Origin of the sequence: Sphingomonas sp. LC-1 (assembly GCF_025371035.1) — a bacterium.
In the GTDB taxonomy this organism is placed as follows: domain Bacteria; phylum Pseudomonadota; class Alphaproteobacteria; order Sphingomonadales; family Sphingomonadaceae; genus Sphingomonas; species Sphingomonas sanguinis_E.
Window position 1 is genome coordinate 189,528 of sequence record NZ_JANZXB010000007.1, and the last position, 22,957, is coordinate 212,484.

At 66.9% G+C, this 22,957-nt stretch carries 23 protein-coding genes; 12 read left to right on the forward strand and 11 right to left on the reverse strand.

All coding sequences use genetic code 11. The annotated features are described in order from the left end of the window. Positions 1-23: 23 nt before the first annotated feature. The 4 genes from lipB to NZL82_RS11980 all read left to right on the forward strand — a co-directional run bounded on the left by lipB (position 24) and on the right by NZL82_RS11980 (position 4,054). Positions 24-719 carry a lipoyl(octanoyl) transferase LipB gene (gene lipB / locus NZL82_RS11965; RefSeq protein WP_261269983.1) on the forward strand — a complete coding sequence of 232 codons (696 nt, stop codon included), beginning with the start codon at positions 24-26 and terminating at the stop codon, positions 717-719. Positions 720-787: 68 nt separating this feature from the next. Further along, positions 788-1,057 (forward strand): hypothetical protein, encoded by a 270-nt coding sequence (locus tag NZL82_RS11970; protein ID WP_261269984.1) that lies wholly within the window; start codon positions 788-790, stop codon positions 1,055-1,057. A 248-nt stretch (positions 1,058-1,305) separates the two neighbouring features. Continuing rightward, complete coding sequence (locus tag NZL82_RS11975; protein ID WP_261269985.1) at positions 1,306-2,013, forward strand: hypothetical protein; 708 nt, start codon at positions 1,306-1,308, stop codon at positions 2,011-2,013. A 178-nt stretch (positions 2,014-2,191) separates the two neighbouring features. Then, positions 2,192-4,054: an ABC-F family ATP-binding cassette domain-containing protein gene (locus NZL82_RS11980; RefSeq protein WP_261269986.1), complete on the forward strand. Its 1,863-nt coding sequence runs from the start codon at positions 2,192-2,194 to the stop codon at positions 4,052-4,054. Positions 4,055-4,363: 309 nt separating this feature from the next. Here the strand turns inward: NZL82_RS11980 and NZL82_RS11985 are convergent, their stop codons facing one another. After that, positions 4,364-4,645, reverse strand: a complete 282-nt coding sequence (locus tag NZL82_RS11985; RefSeq protein WP_261269987.1) for a DUF3297 family protein — start codon at positions 4,643-4,645, stop codon at positions 4,364-4,366. A 77-nt stretch (positions 4,646-4,722) separates the two neighbouring features. Then, the gene (locus NZL82_RS11990; RefSeq protein WP_261269988.1) at positions 4,723-5,109 is read right to left on the reverse strand and encodes a hypothetical protein; all 387 of its coding nucleotides are present in this window, start codon (positions 5,107-5,109) and stop codon (positions 4,723-4,725) included. A gap of 141 nt (positions 5,110-5,250) precedes the next feature. Here NZL82_RS11990 and NZL82_RS11995 point away from each other — a divergent pair, with 141 nt between their 5' ends. Next, positions 5,251-5,652, forward strand: a complete 402-nt coding sequence (locus tag NZL82_RS11995) for an EVE domain-containing protein (RefSeq protein ID WP_261269989.1) — start codon at positions 5,251-5,253, stop codon at positions 5,650-5,652. Between the two features lie 22 nt (positions 5,653-5,674). On the opposite strand, the gene NZL82_RS12000 is transcribed toward NZL82_RS11995, so the two are convergent. The 3 genes from NZL82_RS12000 to NZL82_RS12010 all read right to left on the reverse strand — a co-directional run bounded on the left by NZL82_RS12000 (position 5,675) and on the right by NZL82_RS12010 (position 8,400). Then, positions 5,675-6,493 carry a shikimate 5-dehydrogenase gene (locus NZL82_RS12000; RefSeq protein WP_261269990.1) on the reverse strand — a complete coding sequence of 273 codons (819 nt, stop codon included), beginning with the start codon at positions 6,491-6,493 and terminating at the stop codon, positions 5,675-5,677. Between the two features lie 151 nt (positions 6,494-6,644). Then, a complete protein-coding gene (locus NZL82_RS12005; protein WP_261269991.1) occupies positions 6,645-7,688 on the reverse strand; it encodes a nitronate monooxygenase family protein in 1,044 nt (347 codons plus the stop codon). A gap of 4 nt (positions 7,689-7,692) precedes the next feature. Then, positions 7,693-8,400: a cytochrome c family protein gene (locus NZL82_RS12010; protein ID WP_261269992.1), complete on the reverse strand. Its 708-nt coding sequence runs from the start codon at positions 8,398-8,400 to the stop codon at positions 7,693-7,695. A gap of 128 nt (positions 8,401-8,528) precedes the next feature. On the opposite strand from NZL82_RS12010, the gene NZL82_RS12015 reads away from it, so the two are divergent. Beyond that, complete coding sequence (locus NZL82_RS12015; RefSeq protein ID WP_261269993.1) at positions 8,529-9,419, forward strand: prephenate dehydratase; 891 nt, start codon at positions 8,529-8,531, stop codon at positions 9,417-9,419. Positions 9,420-9,545: 126 nt separating this feature from the next. On the opposite strand, the gene nudC is transcribed toward NZL82_RS12015, so the two are convergent. The 3 genes from nudC to NZL82_RS12030 are packed head-to-tail and all read right to left on the reverse strand — an operon-like array spanning position 9,546 to position 12,771. Further along, positions 9,546-10,397, reverse strand: a complete 852-nt coding sequence (gene nudC, locus NZL82_RS12020) for an NAD(+) diphosphatase (RefSeq protein ID WP_261269994.1) — start codon at positions 10,395-10,397, stop codon at positions 9,546-9,548. After that, complete coding sequence (locus tag NZL82_RS12025) at positions 10,394-11,713, reverse strand: serine hydrolase domain-containing protein (protein WP_405051372.1); 1,320 nt, start codon at positions 11,711-11,713, stop codon at positions 10,394-10,396. Before NZL82_RS12025 ends, nudC begins: the two co-directional genes overlap by 4 nt. 8 nt (positions 11,714-11,721) lie before the next feature. Continuing rightward, positions 11,722-12,771, reverse strand: coding sequence for an A/G-specific adenine glycosylase (locus tag NZL82_RS12030; RefSeq protein WP_261269996.1), 1,050 nt, complete (start codon positions 12,769-12,771; stop codon positions 11,722-11,724). A 26-nt stretch (positions 12,772-12,797) separates the two neighbouring features. On the opposite strand from NZL82_RS12030, the gene NZL82_RS12035 reads away from it, so the two are divergent. The 3 genes from NZL82_RS12035 to NZL82_RS12045 are packed head-to-tail and all read left to right on the forward strand — an operon-like array spanning position 12,798 to position 14,777. Beyond that, entirely contained in the window at positions 12,798-13,313 is a 516-nt protein-coding gene (locus NZL82_RS12035) for a DUF721 domain-containing protein (RefSeq protein WP_261269997.1), read from the forward strand. After that, complete coding sequence (locus NZL82_RS12040; protein ID WP_261269998.1) at positions 13,313-14,008, forward strand: DsbA family protein; 696 nt, start codon at positions 13,313-13,315, stop codon at positions 14,006-14,008. The genes NZL82_RS12035 and NZL82_RS12040 overlap by 1 nt, the downstream gene beginning before the upstream one ends. A gap of 28 nt (positions 14,009-14,036) precedes the next feature. Then, positions 14,037-14,777, forward strand: coding sequence for a DsbA family protein (locus NZL82_RS12045; protein WP_261269999.1), 741 nt, complete (start codon positions 14,037-14,039; stop codon positions 14,775-14,777). A 518-nt stretch (positions 14,778-15,295) separates the two neighbouring features. On the opposite strand, the gene groL is transcribed toward NZL82_RS12045, so the two are convergent. Together groL and groES are read right to left on the reverse strand one after the other, a co-directional pair. Beyond that, the gene (gene groL / locus NZL82_RS12050; RefSeq protein ID WP_261270000.1) at positions 15,296-16,939 is read right to left on the reverse strand and encodes a chaperonin GroEL; all 1,644 of its coding nucleotides are present in this window, start codon (positions 16,937-16,939) and stop codon (positions 15,296-15,298) included. Between the two features lie 53 nt (positions 16,940-16,992). Then, positions 16,993-17,280 carry a co-chaperone GroES gene (groES, locus tag NZL82_RS12055; RefSeq protein WP_261270023.1) on the reverse strand — a complete coding sequence of 96 codons (288 nt, stop codon included), beginning with the start codon at positions 17,278-17,280 and terminating at the stop codon, positions 16,993-16,995. A gap of 226 nt (positions 17,281-17,506) precedes the next feature. On the opposite strand from groES, the gene sppA reads away from it, so the two are divergent. Both sppA and NZL82_RS12065 read left to right on the forward strand, forming a co-directional pair. Further along, complete coding sequence (gene sppA / locus NZL82_RS12060) at positions 17,507-19,471, forward strand: signal peptide peptidase SppA (RefSeq protein WP_261270001.1); 1,965 nt, start codon at positions 17,507-17,509, stop codon at positions 19,469-19,471. A gap of 218 nt (positions 19,472-19,689) precedes the next feature. Next, positions 19,690-20,280 carry a GNAT family N-acetyltransferase gene (locus NZL82_RS12065; protein WP_261270002.1) on the forward strand — a complete coding sequence of 197 codons (591 nt, stop codon included), beginning with the start codon at positions 19,690-19,692 and terminating at the stop codon, positions 20,278-20,280. 40 nt (positions 20,281-20,320) lie between these two features. On the opposite strand, the gene NZL82_RS12070 is transcribed toward NZL82_RS12065, so the two are convergent. Beyond that, complete coding sequence (locus NZL82_RS12070; protein WP_261270003.1) at positions 20,321-21,187, reverse strand: energy transducer TonB; 867 nt, start codon at positions 21,185-21,187, stop codon at positions 20,321-20,323. 223 nt (positions 21,188-21,410) lie between these two features. Here NZL82_RS12070 and pgi point away from each other — a divergent pair, with 223 nt between their 5' ends. Then, positions 21,411-22,901, forward strand: a complete 1,491-nt coding sequence (gene pgi / locus NZL82_RS12075) for a glucose-6-phosphate isomerase (RefSeq protein WP_261270004.1) — start codon at positions 21,411-21,413, stop codon at positions 22,899-22,901. The last annotated feature ends 56 nt before the right edge of the window (positions 22,902-22,957 follow it).

Below are 22,957 nucleotides of genomic sequence, written 5' to 3' on the forward strand. Positions count from 1 at the left end.
GGCGGGCGCAGATAGCCGCGATCGTGACCCAAAGCCCCGCACCCACCCCCGACATCGAATGGCGGATCAGCCCCGGCCTGACGCCCTATGACCAGTCGCTGGCCGAGATGGAGGCGCGTGCGGCCGCCGTGGCACAGGGGCAGGCGCGCGAACTGGTCTGGCTGCTCGAACATCCCCCGGTCTATACGGCGGGGACCAGCGCCGATCCGGTCGATCTGGTCGATCCGCGCTTTCCCGTGTTCCAAACCGGGCGCGGCGGCAAATACACCTATCACGGCCCCGGACAGCGCACCGGCTATCTGGTGCTGGACCTGAACCGGCGTGGGCGGGACGTGCGGCAATTCGTCCATGGGCTGGAGGACTGGCTGATCGCCGCGCTCGCCCGACTGGGGGTGAATGCCTTCAGCGTGGACGGACGCGTCGGCATCTGGACACGCGATGGCGGCACGGAGGCGAAGATCGGCGCGATCGGCGTTCGGGTGCGTCGCTGGGTCACGCTTCACGGCTTCGCGATCAATATCGTACCCGATTTGTCGCATTTCGGCGGAATCGTACCGTGCGGCCTGCCCGAGTTTCCCGTCACCAGTCTTTTTGCGTTAAACGGCGTCAAGTCGTTGGAAACCTTTGACGAGGCGCTTGCGTTCACCTTTCCGGCGTTCCTCAGGACCCTGGGCGGGTCCGATAAAACGACACTTGAGGACCGGGCGGTATCCGATTAATGTCCACCCCGATTTGGGTAATAGGGCCAGCAAGCCGTTCCAAATCCTTAATATCAAGGGAGCTTCCAATGCGTGCAATCATCTCCAAGGTCCTGACGGGCTCGATCATCGCCGGCGCGGCGCTCGCGGTTTCGGCTTGCGGCTCGAACACCGAGAACACCACCGACGCCAACATGACCACCGAAATGAACGCCTCCGAGGGCATGGACACCGCCACCGACAACATGACCGCCGTCGACGGCGCCATGAACGGCGGCATGATGGCCAATGACACCATGGGCAACGACATGATGATGGCCAACGACACGATGATGACCAACGCGACCAACGCGATGTAATCATCGTCGGGGTCATCCCTGACGTGCAAGGGGCCGTCCGGGCGACCGGGCGGCCCCTTTTCGTTGGCGATTCCAACTCCCACCGCCCTTTTTCAGTCCCAGGCTTTCCGCCGTTTTCGCTACCTTTCCGTAACGACACCGCTCATCGCAACCCTGGCTTGGGCCCTCGATTTCCGTTTGGGAAAAAACCGGTAAAGCGTTATGTTTCGGGACGCTCGAAGGCCCTACGGGGGAAGGATCGGAACACAATGAAGGTGGTGCGTACCGCGCTGGTTGCCGGCGTGGCGTTTTGGGGGATGGGTGCCGCGGCACCCGCATCGGCGCAATTTTTCCTGCAGTCCTATAATTTCGAAGGCAAGCCGGTCCGGGGTGACGAGCCCGGCATCGGGCAGCCGCTTCCGGGCGCGAACCCGGCGGAATTGCGCGCGGGCCTGTTGTGGAACATGCGCGCGGCGCTCAACGTCGCGGCGCTGCAATGCCAGTTCGAGCCGATGCTCTCGACCGTCGCCAATTATAACGCGATCCTGAAGGATCACGATGTCGAGCTGAAGGGCGCGTTCGACACGCTGGGTGCATACTTCAAGCGGACCAGCAAGACCCCGCGCGAAGGGCAGATGGCGCTCGACCAATATGGGACGCGCACCTATTCCAGCTTCGCGGCGGTCGCCGCGCAGTTGAACTTCTGCCAGACGGCGGGATCGATCGCGCATGCGGCGGTCTTCACCCCGCGCGGGCATCTGGGCGAACTGGCGGTCGAGCGGATGCGCGAACTGCGGAACAGCCTGACCCCTTATGGCGAGCAGCGCTTCCCCCGCTATATCGGCCGCGAACATGTCGCCGTGACGATGCCGCGCCTCGATGCGCCGTGTTGGAACAAGAAGGCGCAGTGGGTCGCCAAGAAGTGCGGCGCGCAGAACTGGCCCCCCGCCGGCGGCACCAGCCTGGCCGCACGCTGATCCGGGACCTCCCCGGGCCTGGCCTGGGGAGGAGGAACGGCGGCGCAGGGGCGGTCCCATCGGGTGACGCCCCTTGCGGAGGGTCGCTGGCGGCGGTCCTGACGACCTGCCGCCGCCTCTTGGCGGACCGGATAAGCGCCCCCTCCCCTTTCGCGTCGGAATTTGCTAGGCGCGGCCCATGCTCAATCTGAATGGCATCACCGTGCGCCTGGGCGGCCGCACGATCCTCGACGGCGCATCCGCCGCGCTTCCTCCCGGCAGCCGGGTCGGCCTGATCGGTCGCAACGGTGCGGGCAAGTCCACGCTCGTCCGCGTGATCGCGGGCCAGTTGGAGGCCGATGACGGCGCCTGCGAAATGCCCAAGGGCGCCAAGCTCGGCTATATCGCGCAGGAAGCCCCCGACGGCACCGCCACCCCGTTCGAGACGGTGCTCGCCGCCGATATAGAGCGTGCCGAACTGATGGAGCGCAGCGAAACCGAGAGCGATCCGGAAAAGCTGGGCGACATTTACGAGCGGCTGATCGCGATCGACGCCTATACCGCCCCCGCGCGTGCTTCCAGCATCCTCCAGGGTCTGGGCTTCGACGAGGCGATGCAGGCGCGGCCTCTGTCCAGCTATTCGGGCGGATGGAAGATGCGCGTGGCGCTCGCCGCTTTGCTGTTCTCGGCCCCCGACGTGTTGCTGCTCGACGAGCCCTCGAACCACCTCGACCTCGAAGCGGTGATGTGGCTGGAGGATTTCCTCAAATCCTATCGCGCGACGATCCTGCTGGTCAGCCACGAGCGCGACTTCCTGAACAATGTCGTCGACCACATCCTGCACCTGCAGGGCGGCAAGGTGACGCTCTATCCCGGCGGCTATGACTCGTTCGAGCGCCAGCGTGCCGAGCGGATGGCGCAGTTGGCCGCCGCCAAGGCGAATCAGGACGCGCAGCGCGCCAAGTTGCAGGACTATATCGCGCGCAACTCGGCCCGCGCCTCGACGGCCAAACAGGCCCAGAGCCGCGCCAAGATGCTGTCGAAGATGCAGCCGATCGCCGAGATGGCGAACGATCCGTCGCTGTCCTTCGACTTCCCCGATCCCGACCAGCTACGTCCGCCGCTGATCACGCTGGACCTGGCGAGCGTGGGCTATGCCGAGACGCCGATCCTGAAGCGGCTGAACCTGCGCATCGACCCGGACGACCGGATCGCGCTGCTGGGCCGCAACGGCAACGGCAAGACGACGCTCGCCCGCCTGCTCGCCGCGCAGCTGACGCCGATGGAAGGCGACATGAACTCCTCCGGCAAGATGCGGGTGGGCTATTTCACCCAGTATCAGGTCGAGGAACTCGACACCGACGACACGCCGCTCGAGCATATGACGCGCATCATGCGCGGCGCGACCCCGGCGGCGGTGCGCGCGCAGCTGGGCCGGTTTGGCTTTTCGGGCGACAAGGCGACGACCAAGGTCGGCAAGCTGTCGGGCGGTGAACGCGCACGCCTCGCGCTGGCGCTCATCACCCGCGACGCGCCGCATATGCTGATCCTCGACGAGCCGACCAACCACTTGGACGTCGACGCGCGCGAGGCGCTGGTCCAGGCGCTCAACATGTACAAGGGCACGGTCGTGCTGGTCAGCCATGATCGCCACATGCTGGAGATGACCGCCGACCGGTTGGTGCTGGTCGACAACGGCACCGCGAAGGAATTCGACGGGTCGCTGGACGATTATATCGCCTTCGTCCTGAAGGGCGATGCGGGCCAGGGCGATGCCGCCTCCAAGGCGGATCGTGCGGCGAGCAAGAAGGCCTCGGCCGAGCAACGCGAGCGCTTCAACGCGATGAAGAAGACGCTGCGTACCATCGAGGACGAGATGGCCAAGCTGACCCGCGAACGCGAGGCGCTCGACAAGGCGATGAACGACCCGGCGGCGGCCGAACCGCGCCATGCCAGGCTGTCGATGGGCGAACTCAACAAGCGCCGCGCCGAGGTGGTCGACAAGCTGGCCGATGCGGAAGCGCGCTGGATGGAAGCCGGCGAGGCGATGGAGGCGGCATAAGCCGCTCGCCTCCTCCGTTCGCACTGAGCCCTTCGGCGGGCTGGCAAGCCAGCCGCTCAGGATAAACTTCGGCGCGTCGCGCCGAAGTCGAAGTGCGCTAAGGGATCTCCGTGGGCTTCGACTTCGCTCAGCCTGAACGGGGGTTTGGGGAATGCCCTCCCCAAATTTCCTTCTGTTCCCCGGCGAAGGCCGGGGCCCAGTTTCGGGCAAGTCGATGGCGTGCTATCCGGCGAGTGGGAGGCAACGACACCCCACCCTCGATAGCGCCCAGCACCTGGACCCCGGCCTTCGCCGGGGTACGCCCAGTAATTACGCTTCGGTTTCTTCCGAATCCTCGGCGGCGTCGTCCTGCGCCGGATTTTCGATCCACGCCTCGACCTCACCGGTCAGCTTCAGGGTCAACGGGCGGCCATGGCGGTCGACCTTCTTGCCCAGCGCGACGCGGATCCAGCCTTCGGAAATGCAATATTCCTCGACGTCGCGGCGCTCATTGCCCTTGAAGCGGATGCCCACGCCACGCTGGAGCAGGTCCTGGTCGAAATAGGGGCTGTCCGGGTTGGTGGACAGGCGATCGGGAACGGTATTGGTCATGCCCGGCGCCTTAACGCCGACTCGGGGGTGCTGCCAAGAAAAAGCGGCGCCGGAATGATCCGACGCCGCCACAGGCTTTAGTTACAGACCTGAACCGGTACACTGCGGCCCCAATAGGGATCCCAGCGCCAGTCGTTCCAGCAGCGCGGCGCATAGCTGCGATACTGGTACGCCACCGGCGGCGGCGGGGGCGGCGGTGCGTAATAGGGATCGTAACCGCGATCATAATAATAGCCGCGATCGACATAGCGCGGGCGGTTGCTGCTCGCGATCGCCGCGCCCACACCCAGGCCGACGATACCGCCCAGAAGCGCACCCGCCACCGCATCGCCGCCGCGATCGCGGTGATAATAGCCACCGCCCCAGCCACCGCCCCAGCGCTGCGCCTCGGCCGGCGCCGCAGCGGTCAGCGCGGTCGCGGCCAGCGCGACGCCCATCCCCACCTTCTTCAACATTCCGTTCATTTCGAACCTCCGATACTCAAACGCCCGGTCCGCCTGATGGCAAAACGCGCCGCATTGCGTCCGTGTTGCCTTCCCTAATGCGATCGGGCTGAATGGCTGTGGAATGTGGCGTTTAGTCAGGGTTCAGGAGAAGGCAGCGACATGGCCCATTGGCTGTTGAAGTCGGAGGCGGAAAGTTACGGTTGGGACGATCTTGTCCGCGACGGGACGACCGAATGGGACGGGGTGCGCAACGCCGCCGCCGCCAAGCATCTGCGCGGCATGGCCGTAGGCGACCAAGCGATCTTCTACCACAGCGGCAAAGAGAAGGCGGCGGTCGGCATTGCGACGATCACCCGCACGGCCAGGGCCGATGGCGAGGATGGACGCTGGGTCTCGGTGCAGGTCGCACCCGACCGCGCGCTTCCCAAAGCCGTCACGCTGGCGGCGATGAAGGCGGAGGCGGGGCTCTCCGATCTGCCGATGCTCCGCCAGTCGCGTCTGTCGGTCTCACCGGTGGGCGAGGCGGAATGGACGCTTCTGATGGCGATGGCGGGGCTGTAATCCTGCCCCGCGCCGAAGGGGATCACCCCAGGCTGCGGGCGTAGTCGGCGGCCTCCCGCACCTGCTCCGGCGTCGGTCGGACGCCGGTGTAGAGGATGAATTGCTCCAGCGCCTGGATCGTCGCGACCTCGGTCCCGGTGATGACCCGCTTGCCCATGGCGCGGGCGGTTTCGAGGAAACGGGTCTCGGGCGGATATTGCACCACGTCGAAGGCAATCTCGGCCTGGCCGATCATCGCCTCGGGGAAAGCGAGCTGATCCGCATTGCCCCCCGTCATGCCGATCGGGGTGACGTTGATGAGCAACGGCGCGCCCTCGCCCAATTCGGCGGCCCAGCCAAAGCCGTAGAGCTCGGCCAGCCCCCGCCCCGCCGCTTCGTTGCGCGCGACGATGGTGCCGCGACCGAAGCCCGAATCGCGAAGCGCCGCCGCCACCGCCTTGGCCATGCCCCCCGATCCGCGCAGCACGAAGGGCGTCGCGCGGTCGATGTCGGCGATCAGTTCGACCACGGCGGCATAATCGGTGTTATACCCGGTCAGCCGCCCATCATCGTTGACGATGGTGTTCACGCTGTCGATCGCCGCTGCCGAACCGGCCAGGCCATCCAGCATCGGGATCACCGCCTCCTTGAACGGCATCGAGATCGCGCAGCCCCGAATGTTCAGCGCCCGAATCCCGCCGACCGCCGCCGCCAGATCGGTGGTGCCGAACGACTTGTAGACATAATCGAGCCCGGTCAGCTCGTAGAGCCGGTTGTGGAACCGCGAACCGAAATTGCCGGGGCGCGCCGACAGCGACATGCACAGCCGCGTGTCGCGACCGATGGGGGGCTTTGTGGTCATGAGCAGGGTCTAGCGGAGGACGGGGGCGGGTGCATCCCCGTTGTTTTCCGGATGGTTTCCCGTGGCTTCCGGCGTCAGGACATTGCGTTGGCGCACCCCGTCATCCGACGATCCGATATGCAGCGGTCAGCATGGGCCGCGCGGAGAGAGCCTATCGCCGCATCTCGCCGGCGATGGCCCGCACCAGATTTCCCGCCGGCATGGCCCGAGCCAGCGGAGCGCCCTGCCCGGCCCATTGCGCGCCATAGCCATGCTCACCGCGCAGCATGGCGGCGGCGTGGAGCGCCTTTCCGGCGTCATAGGCAATGGGATAATCGGGGGGCGTGACGGACACATGCTTGCCCAGTGCGGTGAAGCGATTGGGCAGACAGCGCGCGGGCCGACCGGAGATCGCACGGGTCATGACCGTGTGCGCAGCCCCCGGCCCCATCAAGGCCGCGCGATAGGCCGGATTCGCCGCGCTTTCGGGGCAGGCGATGAAAGCCGTCCCCAATTGCGCCGCCACTGCCCCCAGCGCCAGTGCCGCCGACACCCCCGCACCGTCCATGATCCCGCCCGCCGCGATGACCGGCCGTGCCGTCCGCGCCGCAAGCAAACGGGTCAGCGCCAATGTCCCCAGCCGATCGTCAGGCGCGTCGGGATCGAAAACCCCGCGATGCCCCCCGGCTTCATAACCCTGGGCGACCAGAGCATCGACCCCGGCACGTTCGGCGGCTTGCGCCTCGGCCAGCGAGGTGACGCTCGCCAGCAACAGGCATCCGGCGCGCTTCAACGCCGCGATCCGCCCGACATCGGGCAGCCCGAAATGAAAGCTGACCACCGGGGCCCGCATCTCTACCAGCATGGCCAGCATCGCGTCGTCCTCGGCAAAGCTGGCATAGATGCTGTGCAGCGCGCCCGGCGGTTCGGCATCCTGTTCGGCAAAGGCGGGGCGGAGCGCCTCGCACCATGCCGCCTCGCGCGCCGGATCATGGCGGGGCGGGGCATGGACGAAGAGATTGATGTTGAACGGCCGCTCCGTCCGGGCGCGGGTCTCCGCGATCGTCGCAGCCGCCCGATCCGCGTCGCCCGCGCCCAGCGCGATCGCACCGAGACCGCCGGCTTCGCTCACCGCCGCCGCCATGGCCGGGGTGGAAACCCCCGCCATCGGCGCTTGCAGAAGGGGCAGGCGCGCGATCAGATCGGCGAAATGCACCGGATCAGCGGGGCGCCTTGGCGCCCTCGATCGCAGCCTGCGGATCGACCGAAGGCGCGCCCTTGGCGGGGGTGCCGGTATTGGCGATCGATCCTGTGTCGCCGCGCACGTCTTCCTCGACCCTGTTGACCGCCGCGTCGGCACCATTGGCCGGGGCCTCGCCCGCCGCTGGTTCCTTCGCGGCCGGGGCCGCGGGCAGCGGCAGGTTCGATCCCTGCTGGTTGAGGTACAGGATCACGTTCGCCCGATCCTGCGGATTGGAAAGACCGGCAAAGGTCATCTTGGTGCCGGGGGCGAATTTGCGCGGAGAGGTCAGCCACGCGTTCATCTTGTCCCAGTCCCAATTGCCGCCGACCGCCTTCAGCGCGTCGGAGAAGGCGAAGCCTGCTTTGCCCTGCGCGATCGCCTCGCCCATGGTGGCATAGAGATTGGGGCCGATACCATTCGCGCCGCCCTGGTTGATCGTGTGGCAGGCGGCGCATTTCTTGAACACTTCCGCGCCCTTGGCTGCGTCCGCCGTGGGCAGGAGCGATGCGATCGGCACCTCTGCCGCGGCACCTCCGCCGCCTTCGGCTTCGACGCCCTCGATCGCATAGCCCATTTTCTCCGGCCGTTCGTCGTGGAAGATCATGCCGCCGACGATCGAAAGGCCCAGTGCCACGCCTGCCGCGCCCAGCACCCATCCCGCGATCGTATTGGTCTTTAGGTCCATCGCTTTTCGCTGCCCCGCCAATATCTCTCCTGAACGCGGACCTTAGGTGCGGCTTTCGCGGACGGCAAGTTTTGCTTCTGGGCTTGCCGTCTTGATCGCATGCCGCCCCGCCTCTAGGCCGCTGGCCCATGGAAAACTACGCCGCCCCCGCCCGCCCGATCGTCGAGGCGATGACGAACGCCGCGCTGGCCGAGCCGCAACGCGCCGTCGCCTTTCAGGGTGCACCCGGCGCGAACAGCCATGTCGCCGCGATCGAGGCCTATCCGGACGGATTGCCGCTGCCCTGTTTCGACTTCGCCGACGCACTGGATGCGGTGAAGAGCGGCAAGGCGGACCGCGCGATCATCCCGATCGAAAATTCGCTGCACGGGCGGGTGGCGGACATCCACTTCCTGCTGCCCGAATCCGGGCTGGCGATCGTCGGCGAGCATTTCCTGTCGATCCGCCATGCGCTGATGGCGACGGGCTCGCGCGACGGACTGGTCGAGGCGATGAGCCATCCGCAGGCGCTGGGCCAATGCCGCCACTGGCTGCGGGCGCATGGCATCCGCCCCATCGCCTATGCCGATACGGCGGGCGCGGCGGCGCGGGTGGCGGAGATGGGCGACCCGTGCGTCGCCGCCCTCGCCCCGCCAAGCGCCGCCAAGCTCTATGGGCTGAACCTGCTGGCCGAGGATGTTTCGGACGGCGAGCGCAACATGACCCGCTTCGTCGCGCTGGCGCGGGGCAGCCAGCCGCCGGTCGGCGAAGGGCCGTGGATGACCAGCCTGATCTTCGAGGTGAAGAACATCCCCGCCGCGCTTTACAAGGCGCTGGGCGGCTTCGCGACCAACGGCGTCAACATGACCAAGCTGGAAAGCTATCAGCGCGGGGGAAGCTTCGCGGCGACCGAATTCTATTGCGACGTCGTAGGCAAGCCCGGCGAACTCGCCTTCGACCGTGCGATCGAGGAACTGGGGTTCCACAGCAAATGGGTGCGGATACTCGGCACCTACGCCCAGGCGCGGCAGCGGGGATGATATCCTCCCCGGCACGGGGAGGTGTGAGGCCGCAGGCCTGACGGAGGGGGGCTTCCACAAAGGACGTCCCCTGACGTACGCGCCCTCCACCAGCTTCGCTGGTCCCCCTCCCCGTACCGGGGAGGCTTACTGTGCCCAGGCCTCCAACAATGTATGCGCGATCGCATAGGCGGGCGGCACGCCGAAGCGCGACGAATCCCCGGCCAGCGCCGCGCGAACCTCATCGCGTGGAACCCAGATCGCATCCTCCAGCTCGGTCGTGTCGATGGTCAGGCGGTCATCCACCGCCGTCGCGACGCAGGCGATCATCAGCGACGAAGGAAAGGGCCAGGGCTGGCTGGCGATGTAGCGGACATTCTCCACCCGTACGCCCGCTTCCTCGAAGAATTCGCGCGCGACCGCTTCCTCGATCGATTCCCCCGGCTCCAGAAAACCCGCGAGCGCCGAATAGCGCCCGGGTGGGAAGGCAGGCTGCCGCCCCAGCAAGGCGCGCCCCTGATGCTCGGCGATCATGATGACGACCGGATCGACGCGCGGGAAATGCTCGGTGCCGCAAGTCGGACACCGCCGCCCCCAGCCGGCCCGGAACGGCTCGGTCGCCGCGCCGCACCGCGCGCAAAAACGATGCCGCGCATGCCAGTCGATCACCGAGCGCGCCGCCGCATAGGTCGCCGCCTCCCCCGCCTCCAGCATGTGAAGCGCGGCGATCATCTCGAACGAGCGGCCCACCGCCGGTTCCGGCGACAGCCGCGCGAAATGCGGTACCCCATCCTCGATGCCCAACAGGACATGGTCCTCGGGCTGCGCTTCGGGGGCGACGCGGGTCCATGCCAGCCGCCCGTCCGCCATCTCGGGCTGATAGCCGTCGAGGATCAGCAACCGCGCCACCGGGTCGGACAGCGCGGCCGCAAAGCCTTCGGAATCATGGCGCAGCGGATCGGCACGATCGAGCCGCCCGCCGGTAAAGCCGATCGTCACGGACGCGCCCTTCCCAGATCCTGATACAGGGCCCCCGCCACATCGCGGCGCAGCGGATATTTGTCGGCGGGGAAGTAATTGACCATGATCGTCCCGCGCATATGCCGCGTCGGATCGACATAGGCCACCGTGCCCGCCGCCCCGCCCCAGCCATAGGTGCCCTTGCCCGGTCCGCCCGGCGTGTCGGCCAGCGTCACCGATCCGCCCGCGCCGTAACCCATCGCCGCCGTCCCCGCCGCGCCGCCCGTCGTTCCTGCGACGCCGCCGAAGGTGACGCCCGGGGGCAACAGGTTCGACATGGCGAGCCGCACCGTCTCCGGCTTCATCACGCGGACGCCGTCGACCTGCCCCTCATTCTGAAGCATCTGGAGAAACCGGTCATAATCACGCGCCGACATGACCAGCCCCGCGCCGCCATAAGGAAAGCTGGGCGGCTGGCGAAAGACCGACGTCGCCGCCGGATCGACCGGCACGATCGTATCGCCCAGAAAAGTATAGTTGCTGACCAGCCGGTTCGCCACCGATGCAGGCACCTGCCAATAGCTGGACGTCATCTTCAGCGGCGCGAACAGCCGGGTCTGGACGAACCGCTCGAACGGCATGCCCGACACTTTCTCGACCACCGCCGCCAGGATGTCGAGGCTCATGGAATAGCTCCATTGCGTCCCCGGCTCGGCGACTAGCGGTACGGTGGCGGCGCGCTCGGCGAATTGCTGGAGCGTGGCGGGGCGGGTCGGACGGACCTTGGCCTCGACCTGTGCATTCGCCGCAAAGGGCATCAGCCCCAACCGCTCATATTCCTGGAGCAGCGGCCCCTTGGCATTGAAGCCATAGCCCAACCCGGCGGTATGGGTCAGCAGCTCGCGGATGGTGATCGGCTTGGTCGCCGGGCGACTGTCGAGCGAAGCCTGCGGATTGGTCAGCACCCGCATCTGCTTATAGGCCGGATAGATGTCGGACAGCGGCTGATCGAGCGATAGCTTGCCCTCCTCGATCAGGATCATCGCGGCCATGGCGGTGATCGGCTTGGTCATCGAATAGACGCGCCAGAGGCTGTCGGGGGTGACGGCCGGCGCGTTCGGCTCGATACCCGTCCGCCCGGCGGACACGAACACCGGCGGCTGGCCCTGGATCCCGATCGCGGCGACGATGCCCGGCATCTTGCCTGTGCGGACATAGCTGTCGAACAACGCCTGGGTCGCGGGCAGCGGGACGGCGGTTCGTGCCTGGGGTCGGCTTTGCGGCGCGACCTGCGCCGGGGCGGTGGCACTCAGCAGGGTCAGCATCACCCCGCCCGTCATCATCACATGGCGCATCATCGGCTTCAGGCCCCTTTCAATCGATCGGCTGCTCGCGCGAACAGCGTGGGCAGGCCGGCGGTTCCCAATTCGGCGATCGGCCACCATTCGCCCGCCGCCGAATCATCCGGTTCGCCCTCGCTCTTGGCGAGCGCCAATTCCAGCTCGAAATGGGTGAAGCCGTGGACCACCGTCTCGTTCAGCATGGTCCACGGCCCCCCGCCCGGCGCATCCACCAGTCCGGGGCGGTCATCCTCCCATGGCCCGGTGGGCAGCGCGCGCATACCGCCCAGCATCCCCTTGTCCGGGCGGCGGACCAGCCAGACCCGCCCCTCGCGCTCGATCCAGAAGACGGTCCCGTGGCGATAAGGGCGCTTCTTCTTCGGCGCCTTGGCGGGCAACGTCTCGGCAATTCCCTCCGCCCGCGCCTGGCAATCCATGGCGATCGGGCAGAGCAGGCATTGCGGCTTCTTCACCGTGCAGATCGACGAACCCAGATCCATCATGGCCTGCGCGAAATCGCCCGCGCGCATGTCCGGGGTGATGCGGTCGGTCGCCTCGCGGATCGCTGGGCGTGCGGCGGGCAGCGGGGTTCGGATGGCGAACAGCCGGGCGACGACGCGCTCGACATTGGCGTCGACCACCACCGCGCGCTCGCCGAACGCGATCGCCGCCACCGCCGCCGCCGTATAGGCCCCCAGTCCCGGCAATGCGCGAAGCGCCGCCTCGCTCGCGGGGAAGCGGCCGCCATGCTCGGCCACCACCGCCCGCGCCGCCTTCACCAGATTGCGCGCGCGCGCATAGTAACCCAGCCCCGCCCAGGCGGCCATGATGTCCTCGTCCGACGCCGCCGCCAGGCTCGCGACATCGGGCCAGCGCTGCGTCCAGGCGATGAAGCGGGGCGTGACCGCCGCCACCGTCGTCTGCTGCAGCATGACCTCGGACAGCCAGACACGGTAGGGATCGGGCGTCTCCCCCGGACGGCTGCGCCAGGGCAGGTCGCGGGCATGCCGGTCGTACCAGGCGAGCAACCGGGCGGCGGGCGTATCGGATGATGATGAATGCTTGGCGTCCACCCGCCCGCTATGGCATGGAGCGCGACATGAGCAAGCGCGTCCGCGCCCCCCAGGAGCCGCCCCCCCGATCGAATCGCCCCCGTGCGGTATCCGAACTGCTGCCCGCGATCGGCGGTGCGGCCTTTCGCCGCTTCGGCTTCGTCCAAAGCGCGATCGTCAGCCGTTGGCCCGATATCGTCGGCCCGCGCCTGTCGACCGCCAGTGCGCCCGAATCGATTCGCTTTCCGCAGGGCGAGAAACAGAATGGCGTGCTTACCCTAGTGGTGCGCGGGGCCCATGCGCCGATGATGCAGCATATCGCCCCCGAGATCATCGAGCGGGTGAATCGCTTCTTCGGCTATCCGGCGGTCGCGCGATTGCAGATACGGCAGGGCGAATTGCCGATGGCCGCCCCCCGCCGCGCCGCACCGCCCAAGCCCCAGCCGATTCCGCCGGAGATGGGCGACGGGCTGCGCCAGATCGCGGATCCGGAGCTTCGCGCCGTGCTCGAATCGCTTGCCGCGGGCGTCGCTGCGACGCGCGGCCTTCCCAAGGTGTCGTGATGCGTCTCTTCCTGTCGCTGGCCGCGCTCGGCCTCACGCTCTCCGCCGCCGGGGCCGCCGATGCCGCGCAGGCGCGAGCCAGGACCGACTGGACGACCCACATCACCCAGACGCCAGCGGGTGCCTATGTCATCGGAAATCCGGCCGCGCGGGTGAAGCTGGTCGAATATGTCAGCTACACCTGCCCGCACTGCGCCGATTTCACCGTCAAATCCGCCCCCATTCTCAAGGGGCAGATGGTCCGGTCGGGATCGACCAGCATCGAGCTTCGCCATTATATCCGCGACCGTCTGGACCTCGCCGCCGCGCTGATCGCGCGTTGCGTGGGCGCGCCGAAGTTCGCCGGGCTGACCGACACGATCTTCGCGCAGCAGCGGGACTGGCTGAAGCGCGGCATGGAATTCGATCAGGCCAACGCCCAGCGCATCGGCGCCTATCCGCCCGCCGCGCAGATGCGTGCAGAGGCAGACGGCTCCGGCCTGACCGCGATCGGCAAGAATGCGGGGCTCAGCGATGCGCAGATCACGACCTGCCTGTCGGACCGCGCCGCCACCGACCGCGTGATCGCGCTGACCACCTCCGCGCCCGATACGATCGAGGGCACGCCCGGCTTCTTCATCAACGGCAAGCAGGCGATGGGCGTCTTCACCTGGGAAAAGCTGCTGCCGCTGTTGCGCGCGGCGGGCGCCCGCTAATTTCTTCTTTTCCTCGGAGCATATGTCGATGAAGTCTCGTCTTCTCCTTCTCGCCCTTCCGCTCGCGCTGGCCGCCTGCGGCGGTGGCAATGGCGATGCCAACAGCACGGCCCCCGCCGCCTCGCCGCTGCCCGCCATCGCGGCCCCCGCGGGCAAGGACTGGACCCAGGTCGTCAGCAAGACCGCCGAGGGCTATGTGATGGGCAATCCCGATGCGCCCATCAAGCTGGTCGAATATGGCTCGCGCCTGTGCCCGGCCTGCGGCGCCTTCGCGCGCGAGGGTTATGAGCCGCTGACCAACACCTATGTCAAATCGGGCAAGGTAAGCTGGGAATTCCGCGAGTTCCTGATCCACGGCGCGCCCGACCTGCCGCCCGCGCTGCTCGGCATCTGCGCGGGCGAGGCGACCTTCTTCCCGGTGTTGGAGCAGATGTACCAGTCGCAGCAGGGCTTCAATGACAAGCTGCAGGCGATGTCGCCCGCGGTGCAGCAGCAGCTCCAGAACGCCAAGCCGGTCGACGTCATCAAGGCGCTGGCCGATCAGATGGACCTGATCAACTTCGTCAAGCAGCGCGGCATTCCCGAAGCCAAGGCGCGCCAGTGCCTGAGCGACATGACGCAGATCGACCGGCTGACCAAGCAGACCCAGGATCGCGGCGCCGACGGCACGGTGACCGGCACCCCGACCTTCCTGCTGAACGGCAAGCCTCTCAAGGGCGCGATCAGTTGGTCGGACGTGCAGGCGGCGCTGAAGAACGCTGGCGCGTAAGCGGCACGGCTTTCGGGTCAAAGGAAAGGCGGTCGGGCGAAGGTCCGGCCGCCTTTTTTTGTTTTTCCACCAGACGAGGACCACCCCGGCGAAGGCCGGGGGCCAGTTGCGTTACGTTCGGGGGAACGTCGGACGTCGCGTGGGAGGCTTATTCACACCCTTCGACAGCCCACTCTCGGCATTGCGTAACGCGCCATCAACCGAACCGCTACTGGACCCCGGCCTTCGCCGGGGTGGCATAAACAGTCATGGTCACGCCATTCGCCTCACGTCCATGGAATGGCCATTCTCATCCCACCCTGTTCGCACCGAGCGAAGCCGAAGTGCATGCCCCGCCTGCAACCCCGAGCGAGTCCCGTGGCCTTCGACTTCGCTCAGGCTGAATGGGGGTGGCGTGCAGGGCGCATAGAAAAGGGCCCGGGGATCGCTCCCCAGGCCCTTTCTTTTGGCTGTGCCGCAAGGACAGGCCGGTCCGGTCCCCGGCGAGGCGAAGCCCCGCCGGTTCGCGGAAACCCGACTTAGAAGTCTATGCCGCCCATGCCGCCCATGCCGCCGCCGGCGGGCATGGCGGGCGACTTGTCTTCCGGCAGCTCGGCCACGGTGGCTTCCGTGGTGATGAGCAGGCCGGCAACCGACGCCGCGTTCTGGAGCGCGGTGCGGACGACCTTGGTCGGGTCGATCACGCCGGCAGCAACCAGGTTCTCATACGTGTCGGTCGACGCGTTGAAGCCGAACGAGGTGTCGTTCTGATCGAGCAGCTTGCCCGACACGACCGCACCGTCATGGCCGGCGTTCTGAGCGATCTGGCGAACCAGCGCGGTCAGCGACTTGCGAACGATGTCGATACCGCGGGTCTGGTCGTCGTTGATGCCCTTGACGCCGTCCAGCGCCTTGGTCGCGTACAGCAGCGCCGTGCCACCGCCGGGGACGATGCCCTCTTCGACGGCTGCGCGGGTCGCGTGCAGCGCGTCGTCGACGCGGTCCTTGCGCTCCTTCACCTCGACCTCGGTCGCACCGCCGACCTTGATCACGGCCACGCCGCCAGCGAGCTTGGCCAGACGCTCCTGGAGCTTCTCGCGGTCGTAATCGCTGGTGGTGTTCTCGATCTGCGCACGGATCGCCTCGGTGCGGCCCTTGATCGCTTCGGCATCACCCGCGCCATCGACGATGGTGGTGTTGTCCTTGTCGATCGTGACGCGCTTGGCGGTGCCCAGCATGCCGACGGTGACCGACTCGAGCTTGATGCCCAGGTCTTCCGAGATCAGCTCGCCTGCGGTCAGGATGGCGATGTCTTCCAGCATCGCCTTGCGACGATCGCCGAAGCCCGGAGCCTTGACCGCCGCGACCTTCAGGCCGCCACGCAGCTTGTTGACGACGAGCGTGGCGAGTGCCTCACCCTCGATGTCCTCGGCGATGATCAGGAGCGGACGGCCCGACTGAACGACGGCTTCCAGGATCGGGAGCATCGCCTGCAGGTTCGACAGCTTCTTCTCGTGGATCAGGATGTACGGGTCGTTGAGTTCGACCGTCATCTTCTCCGGGTTGGTGATGAAGTAGGGCGACAGGTAGCCACGGTCGAACTGCATGCCCTCGACGACGTCGAGTTCGAATTCGAGGCCCTTGGCCTCCTCGACGGTGATGACGCCTTCCTTGCCGACCTTTTCCATGGCCTCGGCGATCTTCTCGCCGACTTCACGGTCGCCGTTCGCCGAGATGATGCCGACCTGGGCAACTTCCTGGCTGCCCGAGACGGGCTTCGAGCGCGACTTGATGTCCTCGGTCACCTTGGCGACGGCGATGTCGATGCCGCGCTTCAGGTCCATCGGGTTCATGCCGGCCGCAACCGACTTCATGCCCTCGCGGACGATCGCCTGAGCGAGGACGGTCGCGGTGGTGGTGCCGTCACCGGCGATGTCGTTGGTCTTCGACGCCACTTCGCGCACCATCTGGGCGCCCATGTTCTCGAACTTGTCCTTGAGTTCGATTTCCTTGGCGACCGAAACGCCGTCCTTGGTGATGCGCGGCGCACCGAACGACTTGTCGATCACGACGTTGCGGCCCTTCGGGCCCAGCGTGACCTTGACGGCATCGGCGAGGATATCGACGCCCTTCAGAATGCGCTCACGCGCGTCGCGCGAAAACTTGACTTCCTTGGCTGCCATGGTGGCTACCCTTTCGATCTGGAATTGTCAGAAAAACGGGAGAAGGATCAGGCTCAGCCGATGATGCCGAGAATGTCCGATTCCTTCATGATCAGCAGGTCTTCGCCATCGACCTTCACCTCAGTGCCCGACCACTTGCCGAACAGGATGCGGTCGCCGGCCTTGACGTCCAGCGGCGTGACCTTGCCGTCATCGGCCTTCGCGCCCGAACCGGCGGCGACGACTTCGCCCTCCTGGGGCTTTTCCTTGGCGGTGTCGGGGATGATGATCCCGCCAGCCGTCTTTTCCTCGGCCTCGACGCGACGGACGAGAACGCGGTCGTGCAACGGACGAAAGTTCATTGCCATGTCCCTTTAATCTGGCTTGTTACACTTTTCTGGCACTCGCCGGGTGGGAGTGCCAACGCCCCGGATATGTGAACGCCGGTTCAGCCCGTCAACGACCCCGAACAAAAAATTTCGACGGACCGCCCCGAATGCGGGAACAAAATCCTGGCCGAGGTGCGCCTGTATTGGCCTCACAATACGGGCCATTGCCCCGTTATCGCGGCTGGGCTAGCCATGGGGGATGACCGACGCCCGCGCAGACGCCTATCCGCCCACCTCCCCGCTCGACCAGGATTTCAGCCGACCGGGGCGCAAGCGCGGCAAGCGCAGCGGCTGGCGGATCGTCAAGGCGGCGTGGCGGCTGCTGGTCGGGATCAAGGATTTCCTGGTGCTGGCGGCGATGCTGCTGTTCTTCGGGCTGATCTTCGCCGCGCTGAACGCGCGTCCGGGTACCAAGCCGATCACCGACGGCGCGCTTCTGCTCAAGCTGGACGGCCCGATCGTCGAACAGCCCGAGACGATCGCCCCGCTCGCGCTGCTGTCGGGCGGCGACACGCCACGCCAATATCGCCTGCGCGACGTGGTCCGCGCGATCGATACGGCGAAGGGCGATGCTCGGGTCAAGGTGCTGGTGCTCGACCTCGACGCGTTCGGCGGCGCCTACCCGGCCACCCTGCAGGAGGTGGGCGATGCGATCGCGCGCTTCCGCAAGGGCGGCAAGCCGGTGCTGGCCTATGCCACCGCCTATACCGACGGAGCCTATCGCCTGGCGTCGAACGCCAGCGAGATCTGGGTCAATCCGCTGGGCGGCACATTGTTCGCGGGGCCGGGCGGCAACCAGCTTTATTATAAGGGGCTGATCGACAAGCTGGGCGTCAACACCCATGTCTATCGCGTCGGCAAGTTCAAGTCGTTCGTCGAGCCCTATATCCGCACCGACCAGAGCCCCGACGCCCGCGCCGCGTCGCAGGCGCTGTACGGCACGCTGTTCGCCCAGTGGCGCGAGGCCGTCGCCAAGGCCCGGCCCAAGGCACAGATCGATGGCTTCCTGTCGCAGCCCGACCGTGCGGTGCTGGCGGCGAACGGCAGTATCGCCGACGCCAATCTGAAGGCGGGACTGGTCGACAAGCTGGGGGACCGCATGGCGTTCGGCAAGCGGGTGGCCCAGATCGCGGGCGTCGAGTCGAACAAGCCCGCAGGCGCGTTCCGCACCATTTCCTACGCATCCTGGGTGCGCGCCAATCCGCTGCCCACCAAGGGGGATGCGATCGGCGTGCTGACCATCGCGGGCGACATCGTCGATGGCGAAGCCGGCCCCGGCTCGGCGGCGGGCGAAACGGTGTCCAAGGCACTGCTCGACGGTCTGGCCAAGAAATCGCTCAAGGCGCTGGTCGTGCGGGTCGATTCGCCGGGCGGCTCGGTGCTGGCGTCCGAACAGATTCGCCAGGCGATCCTGGAGGCCAAGCGGCAGAAGCTGCCGGTCATCGTCTCGATGGGCGGCTTGGCAGCGTCGGGCGGTTACTGGGTCTCGACGCCGGGCGACATGATCTTCGCCGAGCCCGGGACGATCACCGGGTCGATCGGCATCTTCGGCATCATCCCGACCTTCGAGAACACGCTGGCCAAGATCGGCGTGACCACCGACGGAGTGAAGACCACGCCGCTGACCGGACAGCCCGACGTCTGGGGCGGCACGACGCCGATGCTCGATACGATCCTGCAGGCCGGCATCGTGAATGGCTATCGCCAGTTCCTGACCCGCGTCGCCCAGTCGCGGCACATGACGCCGGAAAAGGTCGACACCATCGCGCAGGGCCGCGTGTGGGACGGCGGCACCGCGCGCCAGATCGGCCTGGTCGACCGCTTCGGCAACCTGTCCGACGCCATCGCCGAGGCCGCCCGCCGGGCCAAGCTGGACCCCGCCAAGGTCTATCCGGAATATCTGGAGAAGAAGCCCGGCTTCGCCGCGATGCTGGCCGAGGGTTTCGGGAGCGATGATGACGACAGCCAGCAGGGCGGCGATGTGTTCGCCATCGCCGCGGCCGAGCGCCGTGCGGTCGCGGCACGTGCGCTGGGCGATGTCGCGCGCCTGGTGCGTGGCGGGTCGGTGCAGGCACGCTGCCTGGAATGCGGCGCGATGGGACCGATGGCGAAGGTCGGCGACCAGCGACTGCTCGATATGGTGATCGCGCGCTTGGGGCTCTGATCGGATCCCCTGCGCCCTCATCCCCCATATCGGTTCAGCCTGGGCGAAGTCGAAGGCCAAGGGAATCTCCTCGCCGCAAAGCGTAGGACATCTACTTCGACTTCGCTCAGTGCGAATGGCGGGAGGGGTTTAGCGCAAAGGGGCGAAGGACGTTGGCCTCTTCCGAAGCATCGGTCCCCGCGCTAGGCAGGCCCATCGCTTCAGGAGACGCTGCCCCCATGATCGCCATCCGCGCCGCCCGCCCCGATGACGCCGCCGCCATCGCTGCCATCTATGCACCCCATGTCCTGGCGGGCGTCGTCTCCTTCGAGACCCAGGCCCCCGACGCCGATGCGATGCGCGCGCGGATGGAGGGCGCGGACGGCCTCTATCCCTGGATCGTCGCGACGCTGGCCGATGAAGAGGGCCGGGAGGATGCGGTGATCGGCTATGCCTATGCCGCGCGTTTCCGCGAGCGCGAGGCCTATCGCTGGGTGGTGGAGACGACGATCTACGTCGCCGACGTGTCGCAGCGTTCGGGCATCGGACGACTGCTCTACGAGGCGCTGGTCGACACGCTGACCGCGCAAGGCTTCACCCAGGCGATGGGCGTGATCGCGCTGCCCAACGACGGATCGATCAAGCTGCACGAGGCGGTCGGCTTCCGCCGCGCCGGCGTCTTCCGCGAGGTCGGTCACAAGCATGGCCGCTGGATCGATGTCGGCTATTGGCAGCGCGAATTGGCCGAACCCGCACCCCACCCTGCCGAGCCGAAGCGATTTACCGATGTCGGCGTGGTGCGGGACCCGGTGGCGGTGAAGCACCGCTGACCCCGTGGCAGGGCGGGCCCGATGGGCCCGCCGCCGTGCGTCAGCGAAACACGAAGAACGACCCGCCCGGCTTCCAGTTGATCCGCTTGATCCATACGGATCTGACCGCTTGGCCGTCGGCGGCGATGGCGGGACTGAATTTGGCGCGCTTCGTCGCCGCCTCGCACGTCGCGTCCTGAAAGGCCTTGTCGCCGCCCGCCTTGGTCACAACGCATTTCTCGACGCTACCGTCCGCTCCCACGAGCAGCCGAATGATCACTGCGCCGCCCATCCCCATCTGGCTCAGCCCCGCCGGATAATCGTCCGGCCGGAACCATTTCAGCGGGCTCTCGCGCGGCTCGGGTCCGGTTTTGAGCTGCCGCTGCTGTACGGGATCAAGACCCCAGGACGCGATCAGGTCGTCGGAACATTGGTCCAGCGCGCCGAGCGCGCCCTTCATCGATCCCAGGTCGAGTTGGATATTGTAGCGCCGGACAAAATTGATGGTCAGCATCGTCGGCTTGCCTGCCGCGACATCGCTGCGCAGCGCCTTGGGAAGATCGATATCGGGGCGGAAACGCAGCTGCGACGGCACGTTGCGCATGGCAGCGAAACCTTGCGCCTGGATGCCGGGAACCTCCGCGACGGTCGTCGTCGCCACCGTGACGGGGACGTTATCGTCGGTGGGCGGGATATGCGGTCCGGCCAGCGCCATCTCCAGCTCGTCCCGGAGATCATAGCGGGCGATCTGGAGCAAAATCTGATCCTTACCCTCGCCAAAGGTCCGCAACAGGCGGCATTCGGTCGGGGCGTAGTTCATATTCCACTTGGATGTCGGCGTCATGGGCGGCTTGGGTTCGGCGGCGTACAGAATAGGCGGCGCGACCACCCCTAGAATCGCGGCGATCCCTGCGGACGCCATAGCCATTCGACGGCGCATCATTCCCTCTCCCCTCAGGACGACCGAACCGGCCTATAGGCGGGGAGGATGACATGACGGTTTCCGCCGCCCAACCTAAATCGTCAATTTCTGCCCGTTCTGCGTCCCGTCCTGTCTCGACCATACCAATCTAAGGCTTGGCTTTGCGGCCCGGCTTTGTCTAACGCCATGGGTGAACCCCTTGGGGGCACGCTAGAAAGGAACAAGCATCATGGCTGCCGACTGGTCGACGATCGAATCGCTTCCGCAGACCCCGCTTCTCGATCTTTTCGCGAGTGATCCCAATCGGCTGGCCTCGCTCAGCCTGGACGTGGCGGGTATCCATTTCGACTGGTCCAAGACCCACCTGACGCCAGAGGCCGTCGCCGCCTTCGCCGAACTCGCCAAGGCCAGCGGCCTGGCCGCCAAGCGCGACGCGCTGTTCGGCGGCGAGGTCGTCAACGTCACCGAGGGTCGCGCGGTCGAGCACACCGCCGAGCGTGGCGAAGGCAATCCCGAAAGCGTCGCCACCGCCCGCCAGTCGCACGCCCGGATGCGCGCGCTGATCGACGCGATCGAGGCGGAGGCGCTGGGCCCCATCCGCCACGTGCTGCACATCGGCATCGGCGGCTCGGCGCTGGGCCCGGACCTGCTGGTCGACGCGCTGGGCCGCGACAGCGACCGCTATGACGTCGCGATCGTCTCCAATGTCGACGGCGTGGCGCTGGAGGAGGTGTTCAAGCGTTTCGACCCGGCCGCCACGCTGCTGGTAGTCGCGTCCAAGACCTTCACCACCACCGAGACGATGCTCAACGCCACCTCCGCGCTCCAGTGGATGACCGAGCACGGCGTCGAGGACCCCTATGGCCGCGTCATCGCGCTGACCGCCAATCCGGCCAAAGCGGTCGAATGGGGCGTGGACGAGACGCGAATCCTGTCCTTTGCCGAGTCGGTCGGCGGCCGCTATTCGCTCTGGTCGACCATCGGCTTCCCCGCCGCGCTGGGCCTGGGCTGGGACGCGTTCGAGGAATTGCTGGAAGGCGCGGCCGAGATGGACCGCCATTTCCGCCTGACCGACCTGGCGCAGAACGCGCCTGCGCTCGCCGCCTTTGCCGACCTTTATTACACCCAGGTCCGCCATGCCGAAACGCGTGCGCCGTTCGCCTATGACGAGCGTCTGCGCCTCCTCCCCTCCTATCTCCAGCAGCTGGAGATGGAGTCGAACGGCAAGGGCGTGACCGTTGACGGCCAGCCCGTCGGCCGTCCGACTGCCGCGATCACCTGGGGCGGGGTCGGCACCGATGCGCAGCATGCGGTGTTCCAGCTGCTCCACCAGGGCACCCACCTCGTCCCCGTCGAGTTCATCGCGGTGGTCGAGCCGGGCGACGTGCTGAGCGACGAGCATCACCGCCAGCTGCTGCTCAACGCCTTTGCGCAGGGCGCCGCGCTGATGAAGGGCAAGACGGTCGATGACCCCGCCCGCAGCTATTCGGGCGATCGTCCGTCCTCGACCATCCTGCTCGAAACGCTCGACCCGCGCACGCTGGGCGCGCTGATCGCCTTTTACGAGCATCGCGTGTTCGTGAATGGCGTGCTGCTGGGCATCAACAGCTTCGACCAGTTCGGCGTCGAGCTGGGCAAGGAAATGGCTAAGGCGGCGGACCAGGGCGGTCAGGATTTCGATCCCTCGACCGAAGACCTGATCAAGCGGGCGTTCGGCTAAGCGCATCCTCCCCGCTCGCGGGGAGGCGGACCAGCGAAGCTGGTGAAGGGGGCGTG